Source organism: Ruminococcus difficilis, from assembly GCF_016680995.1.
On sequence record NZ_JAEQMG010000040.1, the window covers coordinates 47,807 to 61,576 of the forward strand.

At 52.4% G+C, this 13,770-nt stretch carries 4 protein-coding genes; all 4 read left to right on the forward strand.

The annotated features are described in order from the left end of the window. The first annotated feature begins 219 nt into the window (after nt 1-219). The 4 genes from JKK62_RS02760 (at nt 220) to JKK62_RS02775 (ending at nt 13,519) form a co-directional block, all read left to right on the forward strand. Nucleotides 220-1,926, forward strand: coding sequence for a VanW family protein (locus JKK62_RS02760; RefSeq protein WP_201426880.1), 1,707 nt, complete (start codon nt 220-222; stop codon nt 1,924-1,926). 1,089 nt (nt 1,927-3,015) lie between these two features. Beyond that, complete coding sequence (locus JKK62_RS02765; protein WP_201426881.1) at nt 3,016-6,255, forward strand: dockerin type I domain-containing protein; 3,240 nt, start codon at nt 3,016-3,018, stop codon at nt 6,253-6,255. Nucleotides 6,256-7,628: 1,373 nt separating this feature from the next. After that, on the forward strand, nt 7,629-9,428 hold the full coding sequence (locus tag JKK62_RS02770) for a dockerin type I domain-containing protein (protein ID WP_201426882.1): 1,800 nt from the start codon (nt 7,629-7,631) through the stop codon (nt 9,426-9,428). A 773-nt stretch (nt 9,429-10,201) separates the two neighbouring features. Then, nucleotides 10,202-13,519 (forward strand): dockerin type I repeat-containing protein, encoded by a 3,318-nt coding sequence (locus JKK62_RS02775; RefSeq protein WP_201426883.1) that lies wholly within the window; start codon nt 10,202-10,204, stop codon nt 13,517-13,519. Nucleotides 13,520-13,770 lie beyond the last annotated feature (251 nt).

Genomic DNA, 13,770 nt, shown 5'->3' on the forward strand with positions numbered 1-13,770 from the left:
TTTTGGCGATTCCGAAAAATATCTATACTAATATAATAGATGTCACCCGTTGAGTATCCGAACACAAACAGCCATGGTCACGGAAATTTTATGTCCATAATTCTTTAACAGATTATTAATCCTTTTTTTCTGGTGTATGATATAATTAACTATACTGGGTAGATATGGGTTTCCGTATCACACCCGTATGATCGATCTACTATAAAGGAAGTGGTTGTTATGGCAGATAAAAAATCCAACACCATGGAATTAGACGCTATATTGGCAGAATCACGTACACGCAGGACAGGCTCCCCCGCGCCGTCAAACGCACCGAAGAGAAACGGCGCGAATCCGCGACAGTCCGCGCCTCGTCCGACTGCGCCGCGGCGCAATCTGAATGAGGATTTCATCGTTGTGGATGACGGCAGGGCTGACGCGCCCCGTCCGAACGGTCCCTCGAGAAGGGCGCCTCATCCCGATGATCGCTATGATTATGACGCGCCTAAGCCGAAGAAGAAAAAGAAGACAGGCCTGATCGTCACGCTGTGCATCGTCGGTATCATCCTGATCGCGGCACTCGGCGCTTTTGCCCTGTATATGTTCTCCGGATCGGGCACCGGTCCCGAAAGCACCTTCTCCGATAATGTCTATGTCAACGGCAAATCCCTCAAGGATCTGACGATGGAAGAGGCGAAGACCCTGATGAAGACCGTCGAGAACGACCTCGCGGCAGGCATCAAGGTCGACGTCAAGGCAGGGGACAAGTCCTATCATTATACCAAGGATGATTTCAAGTATTCCTTCGATACCGAGGCGGTTCTGAACGAGGCAAAGCAGTATTCCGAGGAAAAGGGCATCAAGACCGAGGACAAGAACTACGAGATCAAGATGACCGTCGATGACTCCACCTGCAAGGATCTTGTCACCAAGATCGCCGCTGATGTCAAGCAGGACGCCAAGGACGCCAAGGTGACCGATTTCGATCCCGACGCGGATTCGATGTTCACGATCTCCGCCGAGTCCAAGGGCGCCACGCTGGACGAGACCACCAGCCTCAACGCGCTGTCCACCTTCATCAAGAACGGCAATATCGCGGGCACGGTCGACGCGACCGTCAAGGAGGTCGAGCCCGAAATCACGGCGGATTACCTCAAGAAGAATATCACCAAGCTCTCCGAATTCTCGACCACCTCGACCAACAACTCCAACGGTAACGAGAACATGCGCGTTTCGTTAGCGGCGTGCAACGGCTCGATCATTGAGCCCGGCGAGACATGGTCCTTCAACGACCATACCGGCAACTCCAACCTCGAGTCCAACGGCTACAAGCCTGCCGGCGTTATCGTCGAGGGACGCAGCGAGACCGGTGTCGGCGGCGGTATCTGCCAGTCCTCCACCACCATCTACAACGCCTGCATCCTCTGCGGCATGGACGTCGTCGAGCGCGAGTGCCACTATTATAAATCGGTATACGTTGACGCGGGTCGTGACGCGACCGTCGACTACGGCAACATCGACCTCAAGGTCAACAATCCCTTCAAGTACCAGCTCTTCATGAAGTGCTGGATGGACGGCACACAGCTCAATTGCGAGATCTACGGTCTGGAGAACCCCAAGTTCGACGATATCGAGATCAACACCTCCTCGCCCACCTATTTCGGCAACGGCTACAAGGTCACGACCACCCGCACCTACCTGAAGGACGGCAGCGAGGTCGATTCCGACGACCTGCCCTCCTCCACCTACTATACCTCCGCTCCGTCATCGGGCTCCTCCGGTAACTCCGGCGGCGGCTCCGGCAACAGCGGCGGCGGTGATTCCGGCGGCAACGAAGATTCCGGCGGCGGTGAAGAAGCGCCCGCGCAGGAGGCTCCCGCACAGGAAGCGCCCGCAGAGCAGCCCGCGGCAAACGGCGGCGGTGCAGGCGAACAAGCCCCGCAGTAAACCCAATATCCATCCCCCTGTCTCGGCAGGGGGATTTTTATAACTCTTGCAATCTCAACTGCAAATCGTCATTGCGAACCTATTGGCACGCGTGTCAATAGGTGTGGCAATCTCAACCGAATTAAGCCGATCCTCCGGGGGGCACATGACTTAAAACTGAAAACTGAAGATTGAAGAATGAATAATTAAGGGGCGCGCCGCTTTATCTATGTCACTGCAACGTACTGTAGAAATTAAAAAGCCTTCCCCTCGGGGGGTGTGCATGACTGAAGGCTGAAAACTTAAGATTGAAGAATGAATAATAATGGTATCTCGCTTTGCTCGATCAATTATCATTTCGGGTGCGGGTGTCCCGCCTATAGGCTCCCTTTCCTAAGGGAGCTGTCACGAAGTGACTGAGGGTTGACATGATTTTGTTCGACCGAAGGGAGAAACATTTATTTTTCATTTTTCAGTTTTCAATCTTCAGTCTTCAGTTACTCCCTCCCGAGGGGAAGGCTCTTTTCCGACAGAAGTACATTGCATCATCAAAAGAAATAGGCACACGTGCCCGCCGCAGTATCACAAAAAAAGGCGCACGCGCCCCGAGGGGAAGGCTCTTTTCCGACAGCAGTATGTCACATAGGGTAAGAAAAAGGCACACGTGCCTCCGAGGGGAAGGCTCTTTCCGACAGCAGTACGTAACATAGAGTAAGAAAAAGGCACCGTGGTGCTTTTTCTATCTCTATACAAATGTGATCATAACCGACAGCAGTATGTCTCATAGGGTAAGAAAAAGCGGTGCGCCGTCCCCCCGAGAGGAAGCCTCGGAACATAAAAATATGAACGATCCGCATGTTATTTCACCCTCCCTTTCGTGCAAAACGCACCAAGAAATCAGGCGGATTTCTGTTGATTTTTCGTATCTTCCGTGATTTTACACAACAGAAGCTCACTGCTTTTAGGCAATATACACAAGGCTTTCGGCGCTTTGCCAAAAATGGAGAAAACCGAGTAAAAATCCTTCCAATTGCGAAAATAAATATTGAATAATCAAAAATTTTGTGCTATGATTAAGCTACGCAATAAAATCATTATAAGGAGGAAATTATGAGAAAGTTTATTAGCGTAATTTTAGCTCTCATGTTAGTCTTATCCACGACTGTCGTAGCGTTCAACGCTTACAATGTCGTAGATCCTGACGCACCTACGATCGAAGATGCGTTAATCGAAGACGAATATGAGGACTCACTCGCAAAAGTTTACTTCATGATGCCTAACGGCAAAAACGGCGACATAGCCACGGACGACGTGTATGTACACTATCCCGATGTACTTGATCCCGAAACGGGTGATGTTGTCGAGCCGGCTCACGATGAACTCGTGATCGAGGCAGGCGGCAAGGCTCCGTCCTGGTTCAACGAATTCAACGAAGGCGCAGACGGCAACCACTATGCAGGTATCTATTGGTGGGATGCTCCCGCTTCTCCCGCTGCATGGCCCGGCTACAAGATGGAGATCGACGACGTCGATAACTGCGTTTACTATGCAGAGATCCCCGGCGACGGCAATCTGGCCTCCGCTATCTTCAACAACGGTGTAGACGGCGGTACCGATACCACCCAGGAGATCTTCCATAAGGCTGCCCAGACCGGCAACCTCAACATGGAAGGCGCTTACGAGGGCGATTATGACACCCTCTGGGGCGACACCTACAACGAGTTCGACTTCGATGGTTGTATCTTTGTTGTTGACCCCAACCAGGTTGACATTAATTCCTTCTCCGGCCAGCAGACCTGCGGCGGTAACTGGTACTTCTACTATGGCAACGGCTGCTATGGCGGCTACAGAACCGACGCTGACGAGTTCACCGGTGTTGAGGATTGCTGCCTGAACCCCGACCACTTTAACGAGGCGGGCGAGCACGTAGGCTATCACGAGACCGATGAGCCCACCGAGGCTCCCACTGAGGCTCCGACCGAGGCTGCTACTGAGGCTCCCACCGAGGCTCCGACCGAGGCTCCCACTGAGGCTCCGACCGAGGCTCCGACCGAGGCTCCCACTGAGGCTCCCGAGCCTGCTGATACCTATATCGTAGCAGGTAACGATACTACTATCTTCGGTACCTCTTGGAACGGCAACGATACCAACAACACCATGACCTTCGCTAACGATGTATGGTATAAGGAATACACTGTTGACAGCGCTAAGGCTGCTGTACAGCTCAAGGCTGTCAAGAACGGCGAAACCTGGATCGGCGACGAGACCGGCAACAACGTCACCTTCAACGTGACCGAGGCAGGTACCTTCACCGTATACTGTGACGGCACCAAGACCTGGGTAGACGGCGACAACGTAGCTCCCATCAGCGATCTGGATGTTCAGTCCGTCACCGTAGTAGGTAACGGTTCTCCGGACGGAGACAACTGGCTGAACAACATCGAATGGAATCCTGCTGCCGCAGCTAACCACATGACTAAGGTCGACGACACTGCCGTATACGAGATCGAGTATACACTCGGTGATTATGACACCAGCGATCCTGAGTTCAAGTTCGCGATCAACGACGCGTGGACCGATAACTTCGGTCTCGGCGACAACGGCGTAATCGTAAACGGCGTAGAGACCGACGCGATCTACAACGGTCCTCAGAATCTGAAGATCACCGGTTTGACCGCAGGCACCTCCATCACGATCCGCCTCGATCTCACCAACTTTGATTACAACTCCAAGACCGGCGCGAAGATGACTGTCACATGGACTGAGCCCGCAACTGAGGCTCCCACCGAGGAACCCACTGAGGCTCCCACCGAAGCTCCCACCGAAGCTCCGACTGAGGCTCCCACCGAAGCTCCCGCTCCCGTGCTCAAGCCCAACACCTATTATCTCTACGGTACCATCGCTTCCATGAACCAGAACTGGAGCCTTGATCCCGCTCTTGAGATGACAATGGTAGAAGAAGGTCTGTACAAGATCGATAACATCGCTCTGACTAAGGCTGAGCTCGGCGTTGACCAGTTCGGCAACCCGATCAAGAATTCCGATCCTGCAGGTCCCGAGATCATCGGCGACAACTTCAAGGTCGTTAAGTCCTCTAAGAGAGGCACCTCCGTTTCTTACTACTTCCCCGACGGCGTAGAGAACAACCGTACCGTTGCTGAGGACGGCATCTACACCATCTACTTCCGTCCCGCAGGCGACGGCGATCCCAACGATGGTTGGATCAAGGTTTATACCATGAGCGATCCCGAGGGTGATCCCGCAGCTCACGGCGCGACCGTAGGCGGCTATATGTACAAGTTCGTCAAGACCGGTGAGTATGTACCTCCCACAGAGGTTCCGACCGAGGCTCCGACTGAGGCTGTGACCGAGGCTCCCACCGAGGCTCCGACCGAGGCTCCCACTGAGGCTCCGACCGAGGCTCCTCAGCCTGCTGATGTCTTTATCGTAGCAGGTAGCGATACCACGATCTTCGGCACCTCTTGGAACGGCAACGACACCAACAATGCCATGACATTCGCTAACGATGTATGGTATAAGGAATACACTGTTGACAGCGCTAAGGATGCTGTACAGCTCAAGGCTGTCAAGAACGGCGAAACCTGGATCGGCGACGAGACCGGCAACAACGTCACCTTCAACGTGACCGAGGCAGGTACCTTCACCGTATACTGTGACGGCACCAAGACATGGGTAGACGGCGACAACGTAGCTCCCATCAGCGATCTGGATGTTCAGTCCGTCACCGCGGTAGGTAACGGTTCTCCGGACGGCGACAACTGGCTGAACAAGATCAGCTGGGATCCCGCTGCCGAAGCTAACCATATGTCAAAGGTTATGGACGACGTTTACGTTATCACTTATACTCTTGGCGAGTATGATCCCAGCGACGTAGAGTTCAAGTTTGCGATCAATGACGCGTGGACTGATAACTTCGGCCTCGGCGACAACGGCGTTATCGAGAACGGCGTAGAGACCGACGCGATCTACAACGGTTCTACCAACCTCAAGATCACAGGTCTGACCCCCGGCACCACCATCAAGATGGAGCTCAACCTGATCAACTTCGATTACAACACCAAGACCGGCGCTAAGATGACCGTCACATGGGGCGAAGAGGTTCCCTCGTACATCCTCGGCGATGCAAACGGCGACGGTGTTGTTGATTCGATCGACGCTACTCTGATCCAGCGTTATGACGTTCATATGATCAGCTATGTCATTCCTGCTGCTGCTGACGTAAACGGCGACGGCGAAATCGATATCCTCGACGTAACCCTGATCCAGCGTTATCTCGCAGGTATCGGCACTAACAAGTACCACATCGGCGAAACCGTCGGTGTAGATTAATCCGGCACGATTCTGAGTAACAAATAAACAGCTTTTGCTCCCCTTGCTTTTGCAGGGGGAGCTTTTTTTGGCTCCCTTTCCTAAGGGAGCTGTCACCGAAGGTGACTGAGGGTTGCTAAAACTAATCGTCATTGTGAAGAATAAATAGGCTCCCTTCGGTAAAGAGGACTCAGTCTGTAGGAAATACTTTTCAGCCCCCTCTGACGAGGGGGCAGCAAGATGGCTTTGTAATTGAGAGTATTACTTAACCTGCGGGGGAGAGATAACGCAACTGTATAATAGCATGTAAACGCATGACTCAATACCGTGAGTAATGATACTGATTATGCGGCTTGAGTCAAAAGCCGAAGAATCATTATTACGCATCGTTATCTCTCCCTCCGAGCTCGCAAGCGAGCCCACCTCCCTCGTCAGAGGGAGGATGATAGACGTACCGTTCCTGACTAATGTACCTCTTTGACAAGCCAAAGCCTCCCTTTCCTAAGGGGTCGCGTGTGACATGCTGTCACCCTCCAAGGCTCCCTTTGGTAAAGGGGTCACGTGTGACATGCTGTCACTCCCCAAGGCTCCCTTTGGGAAAGGGAGCTCCCGCGGGAGCGGGTGAGGAATTGTACTAAATTGTTTGAGCGAAGCGAGTATCTCAATTTTATTACCTTGATGATATCGCAAAGTATCATAACAGAGTATCTCCCTACGGTCGGTCAATTAATACAATTCATCCGCCTTCTTACGAAGGCACCTTCCTTTCCCAAAGGAAGGCTTTACCAAGGCTCCCTTTCCTAAGGGGTCGCGTGCGACGCGCTGTCAACGAAGCAGACTGAGGGTTGCTATAAATAATCGTCATTGCGAAGGGCTCGACACGCGTGTCAGCCCTGTGGCAATCTCAACCGAATAATATGCGTTTCATTAACAACAAGCGTAATAATAGAGTATCTCCCTACGGTCGGTCAATTAATACAATTCATCCGCCTTCTTACGAAGGCACCTTCCTTTCCCAAAGGAAGGCTTTACCAAGGCTCCCTTTCCTAAGGGGTCGCGTGCGACGCGCTATCAACGAAGCAGACTGAGGGTTGCTATAAATAATCGTCATTGCGAGGGGCTCGACACGCGTGTCAGCCCTGTGGCAATCTCAACCGAATAATACTGCGTTTCATTAACAACAAGCGTACGAAAAGGATATCTCACCCAAATTGATAACTCATCCCATTTATCATCTTCACAAAAAACACCTGCGGTATTTGTGCGAATCGACGAAAACAGATCAACATCCCAAAATAATTTACCGCAATTTACAAAAAAATATTGAATCCTCGACAATTATGTGATAAGATGAAAGTGCATAACAGCATAATTAATGCTTAGGAGGATTAACAATGAAAAAGGTAATCAGTTTATTTTTGGTAGCAGCATTGCTTACGGCTGCGCTGGCTGTTTCCTTCAACGCGTTGTCCGTGTCTGACGTAGAAGACGGCGTTCCCGTTGTTCAGTCTGTCAGCGAGGGTATCGCGGCGTATGAGGCAGAATACGAGATGGAGCCCGGCTCCCTCCCGACACAGCGTATCTATTTCATGATGCCGAACGGTAACAGCGGCCCCGTGACGACGGACGACGTATATGTACATTACGATGATGAGCTCGATCCCGATACAGGTGAAGTCATCACGCCTGCTCACGATGAGCTCGTACTCCGCAAGGGCGACAAGTCCCCTACATGGTATAACGACTTTAACATCCTCGACGGCAAGCACTATGCCGGTATTTACTGGTGGGGCGGACCTGCCGAAAAGGATGGTTATTGGGTAGGTTATCGCATGGAGATCGAGGACTATGATCAGGGTATCTACTATGCCGACGTTCCCTATGATGTCGATGATCCTACTGCTTCTGTTGCTGTCGCGATCTTTAACAACGGCGTTGACGGAGGCATGGATTCAACCAAGCCAATCTATGATAAGGCAGCTCAGACCGGGGATACCAACGTCGAAGGCGCGTTCGTCGGCGACTATGATTCTTTGGAATACGGTTCTCCCGATCCGTGGAGCTTTAATAACTGTATCTATGTTGTCAATCCCGATCGTTTTTCCATCAATAAAATTTCCCATCGACAGGAGTGCGGCGCCGACTGGTATGTTTACTACGGTAACGGCTGCTACGGCAAAGAGTATCAAGAGGGTATCGGCGAGGATTCCGACTATCCCGACGGTACTCCCGGCTGGTCCGATAACGTAGCAGATATGTGTATGAACCCCGACCACTTCAAGGACGGCGTACACGTAGGCTATCAGCCTCCTGTTGACGATCCCACTGAGCCCGCTCCGACCGAGGCTCCCACTCAGGGCCCGACCGAGCACGTTCACAACCCTGCCGCACCTGTGGCGGAGAATGTCGTTCCCGCTACCTGCACCGCAGCAGGCTCTTATGACGAGGTCGTATACTGCCTCGATTGCCACGAGGAGATTTCCCGTACACACAAGACCATCGAAATGATCGCTCACAACCTGACCTATGTTCCCGTTGTACCCGCAACGGAAGAGTCCGAGGGCGTGAAGGCGCATTATGAGTGTGAAGAGTGTCACAAGCTCTTCTCCGACGCGACCGGCACGACCGAGGTCACCGTTTCTGAGCTGGTGATCCCCAAGCTCGACCATCAGCATACCCTCAAGTTCAAGCCCGGCAAAAAGGCGACCACGACCGCTGACGGCTGGAAGTCCTATTTCTACTGCACCGAGTGCGGCAAGTACTTCAACAACTCCGCCGGTGAGGTAGAGCTGACATGGGATCAGATCGTGATCCCGATGATCGTTCCCACCGAGCCTCCCACAGAAGCTCCGACTCAGGCTCCTCCCACCGAGGCACCGACTCAGGCTCCTCCCACCGAGGCACCGACTCAGGCGCCCCCCACTGAGGCTCCCACTCAGGCTCCTCCCACCGAGCCCGCTGAGCTTCTCGGTGATGTTGACGGCGACGGAACTGTCACAATCAACGATGCTGTTCTCATCCAGCGCGCTGACGCCGGTATCATCACGGCTACCGCTGATATGATCAGACGCGGCGATGTTGATGGCGACGGCAGACTGACCATCTTCGACGCTACTCTGATCCAGCGCTGGCTGAATAAGATCACGGTTTCGTACCCGATCGGCCAGCCTCACTTCTCAACGATCCCGCACTAAGCCCGGTCATAATCAGGTATAGAATTGTCATCGCGAGATGCTAAGCCTCTCTTTTCTAAGGGAGGTGGTGCGGACACACGTGTCCGCGCCGGAGGGTTGCAAGCCCTGTGGCAATCTCAACCTTATACGAAATGACGATCCGCTCCTTCTGTTCTCAGAGGGAGCGGTTTTTATGTAAATGAATACCGAAAACCACTTTTAACAAAACGTCTCCGGCTCATTAAAACAGAGTATTTTTACGAAAGGACTTGACACGGATGGCGGCACAGGCGATAACGCTATATGCAAGCAAGCACTGACTGCGCTTACTTTCGTGCGCCCTTTTTTAACAGAATCACCCCTATCAACTGACACAGACGCACGATAACTGCGCCTGTGTTTTTTTTAGGCTCCCTTATTCGTAGGGGCGGGTCTTGACCCGCCCGTTCGCGAAGCGACATTGATCACGCGTTTTGATCATCGAAAGCGTGAGATATAACAACAAAGCACCTGTCATAGCGGACAATGCTATCGTCCGCTCGGGAGGGTCAAGACCCTCCCCTACATGAGAAACCGGTAATTCTGTAACCCTTTTGTCATAATATACAAAACTGAGCCCAAAATCTCTATACTCAAAATCAGATAATCCGTTGAAGTTGAAAAGGATCTATGCTAAAATGATATTACTAATATCATACCCTTGAGGAGGATCGACCGAAGGATCGGATAGGCGAGCCTTTGAAAGCCGTATGATACGTACACCTGCACAAAAATCTTTTTAGGAGGAGATTAACATGTTCAAAAAAATGTTGTCACTGCTCTTGGCAGTGATGATGGTCGTTTCCTTAGCGGCGGTCGGCGTTGTGAATACCGGCGCGGCTGAGGTACCTGTCGCTTCCACAGGCGATCTGGATCCTGCAACCCTTTATTTTGACAGCTCCACAACAGGCTGGGAATTTGGCGAAAAGAGTAAGATCTCTTTCCATATCTTCGGCGGCGATTTTGGAACGGAAGAGAATTCGACCACGGGTCTCGCATGGGGCACTAAGAAGGCTCTTGGTACTGCTGTAGCCGATTCAAACGGCGTCTTTTCCTTCAAGCCCTCTGCTAAAGGACTTACGCTCAACGAGGGCGTTCAGTACAAAATCATTTTCGGTTTTTCCAAGGGCGGAACAGGAGCCATCGACGGCGGACAGACCTACGATCTGCTCTTTACTACCGACTGCCTCGGTCATATCGCGTATTGCGACGGCACCGAGTATGAAAACCCCGTAGATAGCTCCAAAAAGACACTGGCTGCTTTTTGGCAGGATATGGACGCTTCCGTGGTTGGTCCCGTTCTCCAGATCTCATCGATCGGTAACGTAGTCGGCACCTGTCCCGAGGCGGGCAAAACACCCCAATCCATCTTCAATGACTTTTTGACTGTCGTTAACAGTGAAACAGGCGTAACCGCCTATGAAAACGCTCTTCATTTTGTTGTCGAGCCCGGCACGAAGACCGAGCAGAAGCTGATCGACGATATCGGCGCCGACTTAGGTCTTGCCAAGCAGGATATTCAGGCTGCTTTTGAAGCTGCGGAGATCGAGACTACATGGGATTACGCCGCGTCTACCCTGCATGAGCATACCCCCGGTGAGCCTGTCCGTGAGAACGAGGTAGCCGCTACCTTCACCTCTGAGGGCTCCTACGACGAGGTCACATACTGCTCCGGTTGCGGCGAGGAGATCTCCCGCGAGCACAAAACCATCGAACAGCGCACTCCCGACCCCGACACGCTTTATTTTGACAGCTCCACAACAGGCTGGGAATTTGGCGAAAAGAGTAAGATCTCTTTCCATATCTTCGGCGGTGACCTCGAGAACGGTCTCGCATGGGGCACTAAGAAAGCCCTTGGTACTGCTGTATCAGGCATGGACGGCATGTTTTCCTTCAAACCCTCCGCAAAAGGCCTTACGCTCAATGAGGGCGTTCAGTATAAGATCATTTTCGGTTTTTCTAAAGCCGGAACCGGAGCGATCGACGGCGGACAGACCTACGATCTGCTCTTCACCACCGATTGCTTAGGTCATATCGCGTATTGCGACGGCACCGAGTATGAAAACCCCGTAGACAGCTCCAAAAAGACACTGGCCGCTTTTTGGCACGATATGGATGCATCCGTTGTCGGTCCTGTTAAGCAGATTTCTTCCATCGGTAACGTAGTCGGTACCTGCCTTGCGGAAGGCACCACCGATGAATCTCTTTTCACAGACTTTTTGACAGTGGTCGATAGTACCACCAACAAGACCAAATATGAAAACGCATATCAGTTTGTTGTCGAGCCCGGCACGAAGACTGAGCAGAAGATGATCGACGATATCGGCACAGACTTAGGTCTGACCAAGCAGCAGATATTTGACGCGTTCTATAACAATAATATTGAGACTGCATGGGATTATACCGTATCCACCCTGCCCGGCGACGTCACTCCTCCTCATACCCATACACCCGGCGACCCCGTGATCGAGAACGATCACGCTTCTACCTGCACCACCGCAGGCTCCTATGAAGAAGTCATCTACTGCACCGAGTGTCATGAGGAGCTCTCCCGAGAGACCAAGTATCATGAGCTGGCTGCTCATACTCCCGGCGAGGCTGTACAGGAGAACATCGTTCACGCGACCTGCAACTCGACAGGCTCCTTTGACGATGTCGTATACTGCACCGTGTGTCACGCAGAGCTTTCCCGCACTCCCAGAGTCATTCAAAAGCTCAATCATACTCCCGGAGACCCCGTGATCGAGAATGATCACGCTTCCACCTGCACCGTAAGAGGCTCTTATGACGAGGTCGTCTACTGTACCGCTTGTCAGACAGAGCTTTCCCGCGAGACCAAGTATCATGATCTGGCTCCTCATACTCCCGGCAATGCCGTGATCGAGAACGACCACGTTTCTACCTGCACCGTAAAAGGCGCTTATGACGAAGTCACCTACTGCACCGCTTGTCAGACAGAGCTTTCCCGCGAGACCAAGTACCACGATCTGGCTCCTCATACTCCCGGTACGGCAGTCCACGAGAATGAAGTAGTCACCCATGACAAGACCACCTATGACGAGGTTATTTACTGCACCGTATGTCAGGCAGAGATCAGCCGCACCCCGGTTGAGCTCCCGATCATCACTCATACCCTGACCTATGTACCCGAGGTTCCCGCTACCGAGCAGGCTGCCGGTACCAAGGCGCACTATACCTGCTCCGGCTGTACCAAGCTCTTTGCCGACGCGGCAGGTACTCAGGAGGTCACCGCGGCTTCCCTGATCATTCCGAAGCTCGACCATGTCCACACACCCGGTCAGACAGTGATCGAGAACGAAGTTGCCGCGACCTGTAAGGCGGCAGGCTCATATGACGAGGTCGTTTACTGCACCTCCTGCCACGCGGAGCTTTCCCGCACCCACAAGACCATCGCAAAGCTCGCGCATACTCCCGGCACCGCAGTGATTGAGAACGAAGTAGCCGCGACCTGCAAGGCGGCAGGCTCCTATGACGAGGTCGTATATTGCACCGTATGTCATGATGAGATCTCCCGCACCCACAAGACGATCGCTAAGCTCGCGCATACTCCCGGTACCGCGGTTCGTGAGAACGAGGTTCCCGCGACCTGCACCGCGGCAGGCTCCTATGACGAGGTCGTATACTGCACCGTATGTCATGATGAGCTCTCCCGCAGCCACAAAACCATCGCGAAGCTCGCTCATTCTCTCACGTTCAAGCCCTACCAGGCTGCGACCGAAGAGGCTGACGGCTGGAACGCTCACTATCAGTGCTCCGAGTGCGGAAAGTATTTCTCCGACGCCGAAGGCAAGAACGAGCTCACTTGGGATCAGATCGTGATTCCGAGGATCGTCATCGGCAAGCGCGGTGATATTGACGGCGACGGCAAGATCACCATTCTCGACGTCACCTGTCTCCAGCGCGTCCTCGCAGGCGTTAAGGCAAGAGATAACGTCGTTGAAAAGCTCGGCGATGTTGACGGCGACGGCTCTCTCACCGCAGTCGACACTACTCTGCTTCAGCGCTGGCTCTTAGGTCTGAATCAGGATCTTGACATCGGTGAGGATGTTTGATCACTGAAAGTATGATATCACAAAACATTTTCGCTCCCTCTGCTTCGGCGGAGGGAGCAGTTTTTATCTACTGAAATCCGAAGAAATAATAATGATTTACTTAATTAAACAGTCGTTGTAAGGGGAGTTGAAACACGCTTCAACCCTGTGGTGATTTCAACTTAAAAAGGATGAGAGCGCGGCGGCTGTCTTTTTCATTTTCACCCATTTTGTAATCATTTTGTCATAATACACAAAAGTGGGGCAAAAAT

What these genes read in the sequence shown, in the direction of transcription:
- JKK62_RS02760 (WP_201426880.1), top strand. Translation starts at nt 220, where the DNA reads ATGGCAGATAAAAAATCCAACACCATGGAATTAGACGCTATATTGGCA.
- JKK62_RS02765 (WP_201426881.1), top strand. Translation starts at nt 3,016, where the DNA reads ATGAGAAAGTTTATTAGCGTAATTTTAGCTCTCATGTTAGTCTTATCC.
- JKK62_RS02770 (WP_201426882.1), top strand. Translation starts at nt 7,629, where the DNA reads ATGAAAAAGGTAATCAGTTTATTTTTGGTAGCAGCATTGCTTACGGCT.
- JKK62_RS02775 (WP_201426883.1), top strand. Translation starts at nt 10,202, where the DNA reads ATGTTCAAAAAAATGTTGTCACTGCTCTTGGCAGTGATGATGGTCGTT.